Raw genomic sequence first — 16,236 nt, forward strand, 5'->3', positions numbered from 1 at the left:
TGCCCCCATCCATGTCGCAAATTGCCGGGGGTTATAGACAGAAGCGGTCAGTGCGCAAGGGGCAAACCGACCGCGGGCTGGCCTCAGTCGCCCAGCTTTGCATGCACCTCGTCAAGATCGACCGGGCCTTTCGGCATCTTGTTTGCCGGGTTCTCGAAATCATAGCGGAACAGCTGGAAGTCCCGCTTGTAGATCTCCCACATCAGGTGCATCGAGAGATCGTCGAAATAGGCCTCTACCGGGTGGGCGCGTTTCGGACCGTGGCCTTCGCTTTCGTTGAACCGGGGGATCTGCGTCAGGTCCACCGGATGGCGCGTCTCGATGTTGTCCAGCACCACCTGCATTCCGGGATTGAAATCCTCGGTGAAGAAGATGTGGTTGTAGCGCCCGCCGTTGACGATGAAGGTCGAGATGTGCCCCGACATGGCCGACCAGTGGATGTCGGGCTCCATCGGTTTCTTCCAGCGGATCGTGTCGCGCGCAAACAGAAGGAACCGGCGGAAGCTGGCGATCTGGTCGAAGTCCTGCTTGCCGTCCTCGCCCCCGACCTCGATCCCGTATTTCTGGATCAGCAGCGGCACGAGATTGCCGCGATAGCGCCGGCCGTTGCGCTGGATGCCGCAGATCTTGTCGAAGAAAGAGGACAGGATGCGCGTATAGGGGTTCCTCACGCAGGTAAAGGCGTAGACCTGGCGCCCGCGCACCGCGCGTTCGATCGGGGCTTGGCTATGCTCTTGCGCCCATTTGTGCAGGCCGGTGGTGGAATCGTGGATGTCGCCGTCGAAGAACCGGCCATGGTCCGAGAAATACATGATCTGTCCGATTGTCGAACAGGCGCATTTCGGAACAACCCGGTAGACGACGCTTTCCGATTCCGTCATCCACGTGCCGGGAAACCCCATGCGGCAATCCTCCGAAGGCCAATCGATATCAGACATGGCCAAGGCCAACGTCGTAGCAGTCAAGCAGACAAATTCGGGCTTTTCAAGGAACTGCGCTGCGGTTTAGGGAAGCGGGGATGACCCGCACAGCACAGATGCGAACCGGATGACGCAGATCGCCTATATCCTGCTGTGCCACAAGGATCCCGAGGGGATCATTGCGCAGGCGCAACGGCTGACCGCCGCCGGGGACTTTGTCTCTATCCACTTCGACGCGCGCGCGGAACCGGCAGATTACGCCCGCATTCGCGAGGCGCTGGCTGCGAACCCGCAGATCACCTTTGCCAGGCGACGGGTGAAATGCGGTTGGGGTGAATGGAGCCTTGTCGCCGCCACGCTGGAGGCCGTCCGTGCCGCCGTGGCGGCCTTTCCGCGTGCGACGCATTTCTACATGCTTTCAGGCGACTGCATGCCTATCAAGACGGCAGAGTTTGCGCGGGAATGGCTGTCTCGCGACGAAGCCGACTATATCGAAAGCTTCGATTTTCACAGCTCGGACTGGATCAAGACCGGCATCAAGGAAGAGCGGCTGATCTATCGCCACTGGTTCAACGAAAGGCGGCGCAAGAAGCTGTTCTATGCATCGCTGAACCTGCAGAAACGGCTGGGGCTGACCCGCAAGGTGCCCGAGGATCTGAAGATCCGCATCGGCAGCCAATGGTGGTGTCTCCGCCGCCGAACCGTGGAAGCGGTGCTGGACTTCATCGACCGTCGCCGCGACGTGGTGCGCTTCTTCCGCACCACATGGATCCCGGACGAGAGCTTCTTTCAGACCATCGTTTACCATCTGGTGCCGGAACGGGAAATCCGGTCGCGGACGCTGACCTTCCTGATGTTCACCGACTACGGCATGCCCGTGACGTTCCATGACGACCACCACGATCTGCTTCTTGCGCAGGATTACCTCTTTGCGCGCAAGATCAGCCCGGAGGCGCTGATGCTGAAGGAAAGGCTGGGGGTGTTGTATTCCGAAACCGGCCGCCACTTTGACATCAGCGGCGACGGACGCAGGCAGTTCGCGTTCCTGACCGGGCGCGGGCGGATTGGTCGCCGCTTCGCTCCACGGTTCTGGGAAACCGAGGCCAGCATCGGCCGCGACCGCACGCTGATGCTGGTGACCTGCAAGAAATGGCATGTCGCAAAGCGGCTTGCGGACCGGATCAGCCAGGTTACGGGCGTGCCTGCGGTGCACTACCTGTTCAACGAGGCGGCTACACCGCTGCCCGATCTGGGCGGCATCCAGACCACGCTGGAAAAGCGCATGCGCCACCGCCGCGCACTGGTCAGGATGCTGTTCGACTACTGGAACAGCGACCGGCTGGTGATTTGCGTCGATCCGGCCTCGACCGAACTGATCCAGGACTTCTACAGCGACCGGGGCGAGGTGCGGCTGCTGGAGGTCGGCTGCGAATTCACCGACGATTATCTGGTTGGCCACGCCCGTCGTGTGGGTCTGGCAGGCCCGCACACCCCTGATGCAGCGATGCGGCGGCTTCTGCCGACGATCCGCTATGACGCGCGGTTCGAAAGCGACCGCCTGCGCGACATGAACCTGGCCGGCCATTACCGTATCCGGCAAACCGCTTCGCCAGAGGAAAATGCCGGCCCGCTGGCCGCTTTTCTGGGGCTGTCGCCAAGTCAGGCGCGCGAGATCGCGGCCACCGATTACCTGTTCGTGGATTGAAAGGAGTCTCCCGATGGGCTGGACCTACGACCCGACCAACATCTTCGCCCGCATCCTGCGCGGCGAGATTCCCAACAAGACGGTGATGGAGACCCCGCACACGCTGGTATTTCACGACATACGCCCGCAGGCGCCGGTGCATGTGCTGGTGATTCCGAAGGGCGCCTACGTCAGCCTGGATCACTTTTCGGCCGAGGCGTCGGAAGAGGAAATCGTCGATTTCCACCGCACGGTCGCCAAGGTCTGCGCGATCCTGGGCCTGTCTGGTGAAGAGGGCTTCCGGGCAATCACCAACGCCGGGGTGAACGGCCATCAGGAAGTACCGCACTACCACCTGCATATCCTGGGTGGGCGGCCGCTGGGCCGGATGCTGGAGCGCATCTGATCTGGCAGGATCCGGGTCGCCGGACGGGGTGTCGCGGGGCATCCTCCGGTAAGATACGGAGGATGCGATGCGATTTCTTGCAATCCCGACCGACCAGGTGCGGGAGTTTCAGGCTGGCGCTGCGGATGCCAATGGCCAGGTGCCGGAACGGAAGCGGTCGGAGGGGGACGGCAATCCCTGCCGGCATTGCCTGCGGATGATCCCGGAGGGGGCGGGGATGCTGGTCCTCGCCTACCGGCCCTTCCCGGCGCCGCTGCCCTATGCCGAGGTGGGGCCGATCTTCCTGTGCGCGGATCCCTGCGAGGCCGGGGACGAGGCGGGGCTGCCGGAGATGCTGGCCGCGCCCGACTACATCCTGCGGGGCTACGGGGACGACGACCGGATCGTCTATGGCACCGGGGGCGTGGTTGCGACCACGGCGATCCCGGCGCGGGCGGCGGAGCTTCTGGCGGACGCGCGGGTGGCCTATCTGCATGTGCGGTCGGCCCGGAACAATTGCTACCAGTGCCGGATCGAGCGCGCGTGACCGCAGGGTCCGGGCGGAGCGGCTGGCGCCGCAAGCCCGTGTTCTCGGCCGCGCGCCTTGCGCGCGCGGCCGAAGCTGACGAGGGGCGCTGCCCCTCGAGCGCCCCGGAGTATTTGGGCAAAGGGCAATCATGCAGGGGAAGGGGCGCGGGGCGCGGTCTGCCCTCTGCCTGCTTTGCGGCCTGGGCGCGGTTCAGTGCGCCTCGGCCCAGTTGCGGCCCCGCCCGGCCTCGACGGCGAGGTGGACCTTCAGGCTCACGGCGGGGTGAGCGGCGCCTTCCATCACCTCTTTCGCGGTGGCGGTCAGGCGGTCGGCGTCGGCCTCGGCGACCTCGAACAGCAGTTCGTCGTGGACCTGAAGCAGCATCTTCGCGTCCAGTCCCGCGATGGCCGCAGGCATGCGGACCATCGCGCGGCGGATCACGTCGGCGGCGGTGCCCTGAATGGGCGCGTTGATCGCCGCACGCTTGGCGAAGCCGGCGCCGGGGCCCTTGGCGTTGATCTCGGGAGTATGAATTTTCCGACCGAAAAGCGTCTGAACGAAGCCGTTTTCCTGGGCAAACTTTACAGTATCGGACATGTAGCCCTTGATGCCCGGAAATCGCTCGAAATAGCGGTCGATGAAGCCCTGCGCCTCGGCGCGCGGGATGCGCAGGTTGCGGGCAAGGCCGAAGCCGGAGATGCCGTAGATTACCCCGAAGTTGATCGCCTTGGCCTTGCGGCGGATGTCGGGAGTCATCTGGTCCAAGGGCACGTTGAACATCTCGGAGGCGGTCAGGGCGTGGATGTCGATGCCCTCCTCGAAGGCGCGGCGCAGTTCCGGGATGTCGGCGATATGCGCGAGGATGCGCAGTTCGATCTGGCTGTAGTCGAGGCTGACCAGAACCCGGCCTTCGGGGGCGACGAAGGCTTCGCGGATGCGGCGGCCTTCCTCGGTGCGGACGGGGATGTTCTGCAGGTTCGGGTCGGTCGAGGCAAGGCGCCCGGTGTTCGCCCCGGCGATGGAATAGGAGGTGTGGACGCGGCCCGTATCGGGGTTGATCGCCGTCTGCAACGCATCGGTGTAGGTGGATTTCAGCTTGGCGATCTGGCGCCAGTCGAGGATGCGGGCGGCCAGTTTCGCCCCCTGCGGGTGGCTGTCCTCCAGCGTGGTGATGTCTTCCAGGATGTCGGCGCCGGTGCCATAGGCCCCGGTCTTGCCCTTCTCGCCGCCGGGCAGGCCGAGGCGGTCGAAGAGGATCTCGCCCAGCTGCTTGGGGCTGCCCACGTTGAACTTCTCGCCCGCGATGTCCTGGATCTCCTCTTCCAGCTGGACGAGCTTTTGCGCGAAGACGTTGGACATGCCGCGTAAGGTTTCGCGGTCCACCTTGATGCCCGTCATCTCCATGTCGGCCAGCACGGGGACCAGCGGGCGTTCCAGCGTCTCGTAGACCGTCGTGACCTTCGCCCGGTGCAGGCGCGGCTTGAAGGCCTGCCAGAGGCGCAGCGTGATGTCGGCATCTTCGGCGGCATATTTCACCGCGTCGTCGATGGCGACACGGTCGAAGGTGAGCTGGGATTTGCCGCTGCCGAGCAGGGACTTGATCGGGATCGGACTGTGGGAGAGGTAGCGTTCGGACAGCTCGTCCATGCCGTGGCCGTGCAGGCCGGCGTGCATGGCATAGCTCATCAGCATCGTGTCGTCGAAGGGCGCTACGCGGATCCCGAGCCGGGAAAGGATCTTCCAGTCATACTTCATGTTCTGGCCGATCTTCAGAATCGCCGGATCCTCGAGCACCGGTTTCAATGCGGCCAGGGTTTCGTCCAGCGGCAACTGGCCCTCGGCAAGGGCGGTCGCGCCGAAGAGGTCGCCGCCGCCGGTGGTGTGGCCAAGGGGGATGTAGGCGGCCTTGCCCGGATCGACGCAGAGCGAGATGCCGACAAGATCGGCGCGCATCTCGTCAAGGCTGGTGGTCTCGGTATCCACCGCGACATGGCCGATGTCGCGGATACGGGCGATCCAGCGGTCGAGCGTGGCGCGGTCGCGGATGCAGGTGTAGGCGGCGTGGTCGAAGGCGGGCTGCTCCTCGGTCGCCTGCGGCGCCTCCTCGCGCGGGGCGGTCTGGAGCTGCGATGTCTCGGGCAGGGCAGGGGGCGTGATGCCCAGCTTTTCGGCCACCCGCTTCGTCAGCGTTCGGAACTCCATCTTCGTGAGGAATTCCATGACCTTGTCCGGATCGGGAAGCCGGATTTCCAGATCGTCCAGCGTCACGTCGAGGGGCGTGTCGTCCTTCAACGTTACCAGATCGCGGCTGATGCGGATTCTCTCGGCATTTTCCAAAAGCGCCTCGCGACGCTTCGGCTGCTTGATTTCAGACGCCCGCGCAAGGAGCGTGTCGAGGTCGCCGTATTCGTTGATCAGAAGCGCCGCCGTCTTCAGCCCGATCCCCGGCGCGCCGGGGATGTTGTCGATGCTGTCGCCGGCCAGGGACTGAACGTCGATCACCTTTTCAGGGGGAACACCGAACTTTTCCATCACCTCGTCGGGGCCGATCACCCGGTTCTTCATCGGGTCGAACATGTCAACGCCGGGCCGGATCAGCTGCATCAGATCCTTGTCGGAGGAGATGATGGTGCAGGTGCCGCCGGCCTCGACTGCCTGGCGGGCAAGGGTTGCTATGATGTCGTCGGCCTCGTAGCCTGGCGTTTCCAGGCAGGCGACGTTGAAGGCGCGGGTGGCCTCGCGCGTCAGTGGGAACTGCGGGCGCAGGTCTTCGGGCGGTTCCGGGCGATTTGCCTTGTATTCCGGGTAGATCGCGTTGCGGAAGGTTTCAGCCGAATGGTCGAAGACGACGGCCAGGTGGGTGGCGGCCTTGCCGTTCGAGGTGGCACGGGACAGTTCGTTCCACAGGATGTTGCAGAAGCCGGCAACGGCACCGACCGGCAAACCGTCGGACTTGCGCGTCAGCGGCGGCAGCGCATGGTAGGCACGGAAGATATAGGCCGAGCCGTCGATGAGGTGCAGATGGTGGCCTTTTCCGAAACGCATGGGTCGCTCCCTTTGGTCGGGGGATTATTGGCAGAAAGCCGCGCTGGGGGCTACCCGGTCCGTCCGGCGAAAGGGGCTTGACGGGCGGGCCGACGCGTTACAGGGTGCCGGTCATGCTGCACCTGATGCCCTCTCAGTCGTTTTATTGGACCTGCGCCACATAGGCGGCAGGGCAGCGTTTCACGACCGGAACAAACCCATCAAGCCGCCCGCAAGGGAAAGGCTGATGGTGCGGGCTTCCCTTCGCGGGCCGAAAGCGAAGGACAGACGCGATGACCACCCCGACCATGGATCTACCCGTCACGATCCGGCCCGCAAGGGCGACGGACCTGCCCGAAGTGCACCGCATGATCTGCGGGCTGGCCGCGCAGCGCGGGCAATCGGTGACCATCACGCCCCGGCTGCTGGCGCAAATCGCGCAGGGCCCGGCTGCGCGGATTCTCGTGGCCGTCCGGCAGGATAGCCCGCAGACATACCCGGTCGGACACGTGTTGCTGCTGATCGAGAGGAACATGATCGCAGGGGCGGACTGGGGGATGGTCGAGCAGCTTCACGTTCAGGAGCCTGACCGCCGCCGGGGTATCGGGCGCGCGCTGGTCGCAGCGGCACGGGCCGAGGCGGCGCTCTGCGGAGCTGCCGGCGTCACGATCATGACGCACCCCTGCTGCGACGGGGCCGTGCTGGCCTTCCGGGCGGCCCGACCGCTGGATGTGCCGCCAGCCTGGGGTGTCGCGGCCGAATGATCAGTGATCGTCGTGGGCGTGCTTGCGGTCGATGACGTAGCGCTTGTCGCAGTAGCCGCACTCGACCCAGCCGGTATCGCGCGGAATGGTCAGCCAGACCCGCGGATGGCCGAGCGCGCCTTCGCCGCCGTCGCAGGCCACTTTCCAGGTGGTGACGATCTGGGTTTCCGGGGCTTCGATGGGCATGGCGCGGGATCCTGTCTTGTCCGCTTGCGCTTGTAGCGGCGGAGGGGGGCGGGGCACAAGACGGGCTGTGCGCGCAATTCCGATGGCCCCGGTTGATCCCTGCCCGAAGTCGGGGGTGCGGGCAGAATCGGGCGCGCTTTGCCGCCCTTCAGGTGCCGACCTTCCGTCCTTTCGTCGGGTGGGCAAGGGCCGCATCAGCCATGCGGCGCGAATCGGGGCTACGGCGCGTTCACGGGGCTTACATGCGGCCGAAGGACTTTCGTCTCGTCGTCGGACCCGCTGCCTCCTCCTCGGCGCGGGGGGCCTTCTGCCCTGGACCCCCGAGAGTATTTGGCAAGGGGCAAGGCTGAGTGTTCAGGCGCCGATCAGCGCGGTGCGGGATTTCAGCGCGGCCAGCCAGCCGAGGCCCTGGGCGGTGCCTTTCGCCGGCAGGTATTCGGCCGAGATCCAGGTTTCGGGGCTGTGGGCATCGATGTCGTCGCAGAGGTCAGGCAGCGAAAAGCCGCCGCCGCCGGGTTCGTTGCGCGAGGGGAAGCCTGCGATCTGCACATGGTTGATCCGGTGACGGTGGTCCGCCCAGACCCGGGAAGCATCGCCGTGCAGGCGTGCGGCATGCCAGAGGTCGAACTGGAGCCCGATGCGCGGGTTGGCGAGGTCGTCGAGGATCCGGGCGGCCTGGTCGAAGTCGTTCAGGAAATAGCCCGGCATGTCATCGGGGTTCAGGGGTTCGATGGTAAGGGTCAGCCCCGGCGCCGCGGCAAGCGCCCAGGCGAGGTTCTCGGCATAGCAGAGTTCGGCCTGCGGGCCCTTGGCGACGCCTGCCATGACATGCAGGCGCCGCGCGCCAAGCCGGGTGGCATAGTCGGCGCCGCGCAGGAAGCTGTCGCGGAAGGCGGTCTCCATCCCCGGAACGGCGGCAAAGCCGCGCTCGCCGCTGGCCCAGTCGCCAGGTGGCGTGTTGATCAGGGCGAGCGGCAGGCCGTTCAGCGCGCGTTCCCAGTCGGCCATCGTGTAGTCATAGGGGAACAGGATCTCGACCCCGTCAAAGCCCGAACGGGCCGCCCAGTCGGGCCGGTCGAGCATCGCGACTTCGGTGAAGAGGAAAGTCAGGTTCGCGGCGAAGCGGGGCATTTGCGTTCAGGGCAATTCCGACGAGGGGATGACCGGGAAGAACTGCCCCGAGGACCAGATACCGAACCAGTCTTGCCCGTCATGACGTTCGTGGCAACCCAGATCGATCATCCGGTAGAAGGATTTCCTGTCGATCAGCGCCCAGAGGTCGGCCCGAATCAGGATGTAGGGCGACGGCTCACCGGTTGCGGGATTGAGTTCCACCCGCAGCGGGTGGTCGGGGCCAAGCGTGGCCCGGTCCTCGGTCTTCGTGGTGAAGGTCAGGCGCTGGTCGCGGCCTTCGCCCTCTGCCTCGAAGTCGCTGGCGACCAAGGGGGCGTCGTCCACCTGGATGCCGACCTTTTCGACCGGTGTCACAAGAAAGTAGCGGTCGCCTTCACGTTTCAGGATGGAGGAGAACAGCTTCACCAGTGGCGCCCGACCGATGGGGGTGCCGAGGTAGAACCAGGTGCCGTCGCGGGCAATCCGCATGTCGATGTCGCCGCAGAAGGGCGGATTCCACAGATGGACCGGGGGCGGGCCCTTCTTTGTGGCGGCCGATGCGGCAGCAGCGAGGGTGTCGGCAGTGGGTTTCGACATGGCGTGCAGTCTAGCGGCCTTTGCCGGGCGCGCAACGGGCGGGCAGGGCGTAAACATGTGCGACAAGGGCTTGCGGAAGCGTTCCGATGCGTCCGGCGCGGGCGGCGACGGCGGTCTCACGATCATTTGTGTCAAGTCGCCTTTTGCCATTTGTGCCGGGCGGGATAGTTCGCTTTACTGGACCTGATCACCCAGAAGGGAGCATTTGGCATGGCCGACACCAAGGCGCTTGTGGCGGAAATCGAGGCGCTGGGCACCACCCTGGGGCAGGCGAAGGCCTCGATCAACCGGCGCTTCATCGGGCAGGAGAAGGTGGTGGACCTGGTCCTGGCAAGCATGCTGTGCAGTGGACACGCGCTTCTGGTCGGCCTGCCGGGGTTGGGCAAAACGCGGCTGGTGGACACCCTGGGCACGGTGATGGGGCTGAAGGCGAACCGCATCCAGTTCACGCCCGACCTGATGCCGGCCGATATCCTTGGGTCCGAGGTGCTTGAGACAGCGCCCGACGGCAGCAGGGCGTTCCGCTTCGTCGAGGGGCCGATCTTCTGCCAGCTTCTCATGGCGGACGAGATCAACCGTGCCTCGCCGCGCACCCAGTCGGCACTGCTGCAGGCCATGCAGGAGAAGGAAGTGACGATCGCGGGCCAGCACCGGCCGCTGGGACGCCCCTTCCACGTGCTGGCCACGCAGAACCCGATCGAGCAGGAGGGCACCTATCCGCTGCCCGAGGCGCAGCTCGACCGGTTCCTCGTGCAGGTCGATGTCGAATACCCCAGCCGCGCGACCGAACGCGACATCCTGATCGCCACCACCGGGGCCGAAGAGGCCGAGGCGCATCAGGTCTTCACCGCCGAGGAGTTGATCAAGGCGCAGGGCGTGATCCGGCGGATGCCGGTGGGCGAGCAGGTGGTCGAGGCGATCCTTGATCTGGTGCGCGCCTGCCGCCCGGGCGAGCCCGAGGGGCGCGATCTGGCCGACAGCCTGTCCTGGGGGCCGGGGCCGCGCGCAGCGCAGGCCCTGATGCTGACGGTTCGGGCGCGGGCGCTGCTGGACGGTCGGCTGGCGCCCTCGGTCGGGGATGTGGCAGACCTGGCGCAAGCGGTACTGGTGCACCGGATGGCCCTGTCCTTTGCTGCACGGGCGCGGGGTGAGACCCTGTCAGGCATCATCGCGCGGACGGTGCAGCGGACGCTGGGACTTGAGGCCGCCGCGTGAGTATGGCCCCCGATCTTCGCGCGCGGGCCGAGGCGCTTGGCCAGACGCTGCCGCCACTTCTGGCCGAGGCCGAGATGCTGGCAGCCACCGTCATGCTGGGTGAGCATGGCAGGCGGCGTGCGGGGCTGGGGGATGAGTTCTGGCAGTATCGACCGGCCCATGCGGGCGACAGCGCCCGGATGATCGACTGGCGACGCAGCGCCAGGTCGGACGCGCATTTCGTGCGGGAACGCGAATGGCAAGCGGCGCAGTCGGTCACGCTATGGGTCGATCCGTCGAAGTCGATGGCCTTCAGCGGCGACAAGTCCCGTGCGCCGAAGGCGGATCGTGCGAAACTGCTGGCGCTGGCGCTGGCGGTGCTGCTGCTGCGCGGGGGTGAGCGGGTGGGGCTGGCGGGGCTGGCGCATCCGCGGGCGGGTCGGGCGCAGCTTCTGCGCCTGGCGGCGCGGCTGGCGGGAGAGGATGCGTCAGGCGAATACGGCGCGCCGGAGACAGAGGGTATGGTCAGCCATGGCCGGGCTGTCTTCCTGTCGGATTTCCTGGGCGATCTCTCGACGGTCGAGACGGCCTTGGCGCGGGCGGCAGATCGGGGGGTCAAGGGGGCGCTGATCCAGATCCTGGACCCGGCGGAGGAAGAGTTTCCCTTCGACGGGCGCACGATCTTTGAATCGATGGGCGGCACGATGCGGCACGAGACGCAGCAGGCTGGCGAGCTGCGCGCGCGCTATCTGGCGCGCCTGGCCGAACGGAAGGACCGTCTGGCGGGGCTGGCCCGCGCAGTGGGTTGGCATTTCACCACGCATCACACGGGACAGCCGGCGCATTCGGCGCTGCTTTGGGCCTATGCCGCCCTGAAGGGGGGGCGCTAGATGTTCATGGTCGGCCCGATCGGCTTTGCGGTGCCATGGCTGCTGACAGCACTGGCCGCGCTGCCGATCCTCTGGATTCTCTTGCGTGCCGTGCCGCCTGCGCCGATCCGGCGGCGATTTCCGGGTGTGGCGTTGCTTCTGGGCCTGAAGGACGCGGAGGCCGAGACCGACAAGACCCCCTGGTGGCTACTGCTGTTAAGGATGCTGGCGGTGGCGGCGGCGATCATCGGGTTCGCCGGGCCGATCCTTGACCCCGAGGTGCGGACCGAAGGCTCTGGGCCTCTGCTCGTGGTGGTCGATGGTTCCTGGGCCGACGCACGCGACTGGCCGCGCCGGGTGGAGCGGGCCGAAGCACTGGTGGCCGAAGCGGGGGCCGAGGGGCGACCAGTCGCGCTTGTCCGGCTGACCGATGCGCCGCAGGTCGTGGTCTTCCAGACCGCCGAGGCCTGGGCGGGCCGGGCGGCAGGCTTGCAGCCGCAAGCCTGGGCCCCGGCGATGGCCGACTGGCTGGTGGCGTTGCCCGAGGGGCGGTTCGAAACAGTCTGGCTGTCGGATGGCCTGGACCATCCCGGGCGCGCCGATCTGATGTCGGCCCTGCAGGGACGCGGCACGGTGCGGGTGATCGAAAGCCCGCGGCCGCTGTTCGGGCTGCATCCGGCGGGATTTCAGGATGGCAAGGTCACGCTGGCCGCCAGCCGGCTGCCCGCCGACGATCCGGCCAGCGTCGAGGTCATCGCGCGGGGGCCCGATCCGCATGGGATTGATCTGGAACTGGCACGCGCCACGCTGGACTTTGCCGCCGGTGCCGCGCGCGCGGAGACGACGCTTGACCTGCCGCCGGAACTGCGCAACCGCCTGACCCGGTTCGGGATAGAGGCCGCGCGTACGGCCGGCGCGGTCAGCCTGACCGATGACAGCCTGAAGCGGCGCAAGATCGCGCTGATCGCGGCGACCCCCGATCAGGAGGGGCTGCAACTGCTTTCGCCCCTGCACTATCTGCGCCAGGCCCTCGAGCCGACGGCCGAGATCATCGAGGGCAGCCTGACCGATGTGCTTCTGGCCAGCCCCGATGTGGTGGTGCTGGCCGATGTGGCGCGCCTCACCGATGCCGAGGCCGAAGCAACGCTGGACTGGGTAGAGAGGGGCGGGCTGCTGCTGCGCTTTGCCGGGCCGCGGCTGGCGGCAAGTGATGTCAGCCGGTTTCAGGAAGATCCCCTGATGCCCGTGCGCCTGCGCGAAGGCGGGCGTTCTGTCGGCGGCGCGATGAGCTGGGGCGACGCCAAGGCGCTGGCGCCCTTTCCCGAGGGCTCTCCCTTCTTCGGGCTGCCGCTGCCGGGCGACGTGGCAGTGCGGGCACAGGTGCTGGCGCAGCCCGACCCGAACCTGTCGGACCGCACGATCGCGGCGCTGGAGGATGGCACACCGCTTGTGACCCGCAAGGCAGTGGGCGACGGTCAGGTGGTGCTGGTGCATGTGACCGCGAATGCCGAATGGTCCTCGCTGCCACTGTCGGGCCTGTTCGTGCAGATGCTGGAGCGGCTGGCGGTTTCCACCCGCGCGGCGGTGCCGGGGACGGCGGAGCTGGCCGGGCAGACCTGGGTGCCGCAGGTCGTGCTGGATGCCTATGGCCAGGCCACGGATGCGGGCGAATTGCCGGGGGTCGAGGGCCAGGTGCTTGCCGCGGCGATGGAGGCCGGCCCGACGCTTGACCTGCCGCCAGGGCTTTATGCCGGGGCGGATCGCCGGGTGGCACTGAACGTTGTCGGCGCCGAGACCGAGCTGCGCCCTGCCCTCTGGCCGCCAAGCGTGCCGGTCGAGGGGCTGGAAGGACGTGCCGCGCAGGCGCTGAAGGGAGCCTTCCTGACTGCGGCGGCGGCTTTCCTGCTGCTCGATGTGCTGGCGGCGCTGTGGGTTGCGGGTCGCCTTTCGGGCCTGCGCCGCGTCGTGGCGGTGGTTGCGCTGGGGCTGGTGACCTTGCAACCGCAGGGCGCGAGGGCGCAGGACGCACCTATGCCCGACGACGCGCTGGCGCTGGAGGCGACGACGGCGGTGGTGCTGGCCCATGTGCTGACCGGCGACCGACGGGTGGACGACGTGGCCCGCGCCGGGCTGACCGGGCTTGGCGACAAGCTGTGGCAGCGCACCTCGATCGAGCCGGCGCTGCCGATCGGGGTGGACATCGAACGCGACGAGCTGGCCTTCTTTCCTTTCCTCTACTGGCCCGTCACCGCCGATCAGCCGACCCCCAGCCCCGAGGCCTATGCCAAGCTGAACCAGTTCCTGCGTACGGGCGGGATGATCCTGTTCGACACGCGCGATGCGGATGTGGCGGGCTTCGGCAGCGCGACCCCCGAGGGGCAGGCGCTGCAACGGATTGCGGCGGGGCTGGACATCCCGCCCCTCGAGCCGATGCCCCCGGATCATGTGCTGACCCGCACCTTCTATCTTTTGCAGGAATTTCCGGGCCGCCATCCGCGCGGGGGGCTCTGGGTCGAGGCAGCGCCTCTTGCCGAGGAAGAGGCGCCCGTGGGGATGCCCTTCCGCAACCTCAATGACGGGGTGACCCCGGTCGTGATCGGCGGCAATGACTGGGCGGCGGCCTGGGCAGTGGACGACATCGGCGCGCCGCTCTTGCCGATCGGGCGCGGCATGGCCGGCGAACGCCAGCGCGAGATTGCCTATCGCTTCGGCATAAACCTGATCATGCATGTGCTGACCGGCAATTACAAATCGGATCAGGTGCATGTGCCAGCGCTTCTGGAAAGGTTGGGGCAATGACGCAGACGGTGGTCTTCGCGCCGCTGGTCGGCTGGCCGGTAATCTGGGTTCTGGCCGGGGTCGCGGTGGCCCTGGTCATCTTGGCGGTCTGGCGCGGCCTGGCGGGCTGGTGGCTGCGTGGTCTTGGCCTTGCGGCGCTTGTGCTGGCGCTGTCCAATCCCGCGCTGCAAGAAGAACAGCGCGCGAACCTGTCCGACATCGTGATCCTGGTGGTGGACGAAAGCGCAAGCCAGGGTCTGGGCGACCGGGCGGCACAGACCGCTGCGGCTGTTGCTGCGGTCGAGGCCGAGGTGGCGGCGCTACCCAACACAGAACTGCGCATCCGCCGGGTGGGCGACGGGGCCGATGATGCCGGAACGCTGGCCCTGACCGCCTTGGCCGAGGCCCTGGCCGAGGAACCCCGGGCGCGTGTGGCCGGGGCTATCCTGATCACCGATGGCCGGGTGCATGATCTGGGCCTGGTGCCCAATCTGCCGGCGCCCCTGCAGGTGCTGCTGACCGGACGCGCCGCAGACTGGGACCGCCGCCTGGTGGTGCGCGATGCCCCGGCCTTTGCCATCATCGGCGAGGAATTCAATCTGACCCTGCGCATCGAGGATATCGGCGCCGTCCCGGCCGGGGTCGGTGGCGAGGTTGACCTGACGATCTCGGTCGATGCCGAGGCGCCGGCGACCTACCGTGTGCCCATGAACACCGACCTGGACCTGCCGGTGACGCTGCCGCACGGAGGGGCGAACGTGCTGCAGTTCAGCGTGGCCCCGGTGGCGGGTGAGTTGACTGACCGCAACAACGCCGCCGCAATCCAGATCAATGGCGTGCGCGACCGGCTGCGGGTGCTCTTGGTTTCGGGCGAGCCGCATGCGGGCGAGCGGGTCTGGCGCAACCTTCTGAAGTCCGACGCGGCGGTCGACCTGGTGCATTTCACCATCCTCCGCCCGCCGGAAAAGCAGGATGGCGTGCCGGTGGACGAGCTGTCGCTGATCGCCTTCCCGACCCGCGAGCTGTTCGTCGAGAAGATCGACGAATTCGACCTCATCATCTTCGACCGCTACCGGATGCGGGGCATCCTGCCGATGTCCTACATCGAGAACGTCGTGAACTATGTCCGCAACGGCGGGACCGTTCTGGTCGCGGCGGGGCCGGAATACGGGGCGGTGGACAGTCTTTACCGCTCGCCCCTGGCCGAGATCCTGCCGGTCGCGCCGACGGCCCGGGTGGTCGAGGAAGGGTTCCGCCCGGCGCTCACCGAGCTTGGACGCCGGCATCCGGTGACCGAGGGGCTGGAGGACGAGGCTCCCGAAGGCGGCTGGGGTCGCTGGTTCCGGGCCATCGAGGTGCAGCTTCTTGACGGGCAGGTGCTGATGACCGGTCCGCGCGACCTGCCGCTTCTGGTGCTGAACCGGGTGGGGCAGGGCCGCGTGGCCGTGCTCGCCTCTGACCATGCCTGGCTCTGGGGGCGGGGCTACGAGGGGGGCGGACCGCAACTGGAGCTGCTGCGGCGGCTGGCGCACTGGATGCTGAAGGAGCCGGACCTGGAAGAGGAAACGCTGACAGCAACCGTGCGAGGCGAGGCGATGACGATCACCCGCCGGTCGCTGAAGGAGGTACCGCCCGGCCCGGTGAAGGTCATCGGACCGGACGGGGCGCAGGCGTTGGTGGACCTGCCCGAGGTAAGCCCCGGCAAGTATGAGGCCGTCTGGCAGGCACCTGAACTGGGCCTTTACCGGCTGGAGCAGGACGATCTGACCCGGGTGATCGCCGTCGGCCCCGCCGCCCCGCGCGAGTTCGTCGAGACCATCGCCTCTGGCGCCGAGCTGGCACCGCTGGCCGAGGCAAGCCGGGGTGGCGTGACGCGGCTGGAGGACGGCACGCCAGATATTCGTCAGGTGGCCGAGGGTCGCCCGGCGGTAGGGCGCGGCTGGATCGGGGTCACCCCGCGCGAGGCCTATCTGACCACCGATGTGAACGTGGCCCCGTTCCTGCCGGCTTGGGCGTGGCTGCTGATTGCCGCCGGTCTGGCCGTGGCGGCCTGGCTGGTCGAGGGGCGCAGGGGCGCAAAGGCGGCCTGAGGGGACGTACCTTACTTGCGATCGGTATTCTCCGGGCGCAGCGAATAGCGTCCGAAGGGAGCGATGAGCGGCAGGCCGCACCCGCAGGGGGCACACCCCCGGA

At 67.2% G+C, this 16,236-nt stretch carries 13 protein-coding genes; 8 read left to right on the top strand and 5 right to left on the bottom strand.

What is annotated here, in order from left to right:
- Window positions 1-83 precede the first annotated feature (83 nt).
- Window positions 84-902: a sulfotransferase family protein gene (locus EYB42_RS09150; RefSeq protein ID WP_135449870.1), complete on the bottom strand. Its 819-nt coding sequence runs from the start codon at window positions 900-902 to the stop codon at window positions 84-86.
- A gap of 145 nt (window positions 903-1,047) precedes the next feature.
- On the opposite strand from EYB42_RS09150, the gene EYB42_RS09155 reads away from it, so the two are divergent.
- The 3 genes from EYB42_RS09155 to EYB42_RS09165 all read left to right on the top strand — a co-directional run bounded on the left by EYB42_RS09155 (window position 1,048) and on the right by EYB42_RS09165 (window position 3,536).
- Window positions 1,048-2,625 (top strand): DUF5928 domain-containing protein, encoded by a 1,578-nt coding sequence (locus tag EYB42_RS09155; protein WP_135449800.1) that lies wholly within the window; start codon window positions 1,048-1,050, stop codon window positions 2,623-2,625.
- Between the two features lie 13 nt (window positions 2,626-2,638).
- Window positions 2,639-3,010, top strand: a complete 372-nt coding sequence (locus EYB42_RS09160) for an HIT domain-containing protein (RefSeq protein WP_135449801.1) — start codon at window positions 2,639-2,641, stop codon at window positions 3,008-3,010.
- 67 nt (window positions 3,011-3,077) lie between these two features.
- Window positions 3,078-3,536: a DUF1203 domain-containing protein gene (locus tag EYB42_RS09165; protein ID WP_135449802.1), complete on the top strand. Its 459-nt coding sequence runs from the start codon at window positions 3,078-3,080 to the stop codon at window positions 3,534-3,536.
- A gap of 192 nt (window positions 3,537-3,728) precedes the next feature.
- Here EYB42_RS09165 and polA read toward each other — a convergent pair whose 3' ends face one another.
- Window positions 3,729-6,563 carry a DNA polymerase I gene (gene polA / locus EYB42_RS09170; protein ID WP_135449803.1) on the bottom strand — a complete coding sequence of 945 codons (2,835 nt, stop codon included), beginning with the start codon at window positions 6,561-6,563 and terminating at the stop codon, window positions 3,729-3,731.
- Between the two features lie 272 nt (window positions 6,564-6,835).
- On the opposite strand from polA, the gene EYB42_RS09175 reads away from it, so the two are divergent.
- Window positions 6,836-7,306, top strand: coding sequence for a GNAT family N-acetyltransferase (locus EYB42_RS09175; RefSeq protein WP_135449804.1), 471 nt, complete (start codon window positions 6,836-6,838; stop codon window positions 7,304-7,306).
- On the opposite strand, the gene EYB42_RS09180 is transcribed toward EYB42_RS09175, so the two are convergent.
- The 3 genes from EYB42_RS09180 to EYB42_RS09190 form a co-directional block, all read right to left on the bottom strand.
- A complete protein-coding gene (locus EYB42_RS09180) occupies window positions 7,307-7,492 on the bottom strand; it encodes a zinc-finger domain-containing protein (protein ID WP_135449805.1) in 186 nt (61 codons plus the stop codon).
- Between the two features lie 354 nt (window positions 7,493-7,846).
- Window positions 7,847-8,623 (bottom strand): hydroxypyruvate isomerase family protein, encoded by a 777-nt coding sequence (locus EYB42_RS09185; protein ID WP_135449806.1) that lies wholly within the window; start codon window positions 8,621-8,623, stop codon window positions 7,847-7,849.
- 6 nt (window positions 8,624-8,629) lie between these two features.
- On the bottom strand, window positions 8,630-9,202 hold the full coding sequence (locus EYB42_RS09190; protein WP_135449807.1) for a DUF1285 domain-containing protein: 573 nt from the start codon (window positions 9,200-9,202) through the stop codon (window positions 8,630-8,632).
- Between the two features lie 210 nt (window positions 9,203-9,412).
- On the opposite strand from EYB42_RS09190, the gene EYB42_RS09195 reads away from it, so the two are divergent.
- Genes EYB42_RS09195 through EYB42_RS09210 form a run of 4 tightly spaced genes read left to right on the top strand, consistent with a single transcriptional unit; the run spans window position 9,413 to window position 16,133 of the window.
- Window positions 9,413-10,417, top strand: coding sequence for an AAA family ATPase (locus EYB42_RS09195; protein ID WP_135449808.1), 1,005 nt, complete (start codon window positions 9,413-9,415; stop codon window positions 10,415-10,417).
- Window positions 10,418-10,419: 2 nt separating this feature from the next.
- Window positions 10,420-11,286, top strand: coding sequence for a DUF58 domain-containing protein (locus EYB42_RS09200; protein WP_135449809.1), 867 nt, complete (start codon window positions 10,420-10,422; stop codon window positions 11,284-11,286).
- The gene (locus EYB42_RS09205) at window positions 11,287-14,064 is read left to right on the top strand and encodes a DUF4159 domain-containing protein (RefSeq protein WP_135449810.1); all 2,778 of its coding nucleotides are present in this window, start codon (window positions 11,287-11,289) and stop codon (window positions 14,062-14,064) included.
- Window positions 14,061-16,133, top strand: coding sequence for a hypothetical protein (locus EYB42_RS09210; RefSeq protein ID WP_135449811.1), 2,073 nt, complete (start codon window positions 14,061-14,063; stop codon window positions 16,131-16,133). Before EYB42_RS09205 ends, EYB42_RS09210 begins: the two co-directional genes overlap by 4 nt.
- Window positions 16,134-16,236: the final 103 nt, after the last annotated feature.

The sequence above is a fragment of the Tabrizicola caldifontis genome, from assembly GCF_004762095.1.
GTDB classification, from domain to species: domain Bacteria; phylum Pseudomonadota; class Alphaproteobacteria; order Rhodobacterales; family Rhodobacteraceae; genus Tabrizicola; species Tabrizicola caldifontis.

Coding starts and splice junctions, on each gene's coding strand:
- EYB42_RS09200 (WP_135449809.1), top strand. CDS start 10,420: ATGGCCCCCGATCTTCGCGCGCGGGCCGAGGCGCTTGGCCAGACGCTG.
- EYB42_RS09190 (WP_135449807.1), bottom strand. CDS start 9,202: ATGTCGAAACCCACTGCCGACACCCTCGCTGCTGCCGCATCGGCCGCC.
- EYB42_RS09160 (WP_135449801.1), top strand. CDS start 2,639: ATGGGCTGGACCTACGACCCGACCAACATCTTCGCCCGCATCCTGCGC.
- EYB42_RS09165 (WP_135449802.1), top strand. CDS start 3,078: ATGCGATTTCTTGCAATCCCGACCGACCAGGTGCGGGAGTTTCAGGCT.
- EYB42_RS09155 (WP_135449800.1), top strand. CDS start 1,048: ATGACGCAGATCGCCTATATCCTGCTGTGCCACAAGGATCCCGAGGGG.
- EYB42_RS09150 (WP_135449870.1), bottom strand. CDS start 902: ATGGGGTTTCCCGGCACGTGGATGACGGAATCGGAAAGCGTCGTCTAC.
- EYB42_RS09210 (WP_135449811.1), top strand. CDS start 14,061: ATGACGCAGACGGTGGTCTTCGCGCCGCTGGTCGGCTGGCCGGTAATC.
- EYB42_RS09180 (WP_135449805.1), bottom strand. CDS start 7,492: ATGCCCATCGAAGCCCCGGAAACCCAGATCGTCACCACCTGGAAAGTG.
- EYB42_RS09205 (WP_135449810.1), top strand. CDS start 11,287: ATGTTCATGGTCGGCCCGATCGGCTTTGCGGTGCCATGGCTGCTGACA.
- EYB42_RS09185 (WP_135449806.1), bottom strand. CDS start 8,623: ATGCCCCGCTTCGCCGCGAACCTGACTTTCCTCTTCACCGAAGTCGCG.
- polA (WP_135449803.1), bottom strand. CDS start 6,563: ATGCGTTTCGGAAAAGGCCACCATCTGCACCTCATCGACGGCTCGGCC.
- EYB42_RS09175 (WP_135449804.1), top strand. CDS start 6,836: ATGACCACCCCGACCATGGATCTACCCGTCACGATCCGGCCCGCAAGG.
- EYB42_RS09195 (WP_135449808.1), top strand. CDS start 9,413: ATGGCCGACACCAAGGCGCTTGTGGCGGAAATCGAGGCGCTGGGCACC.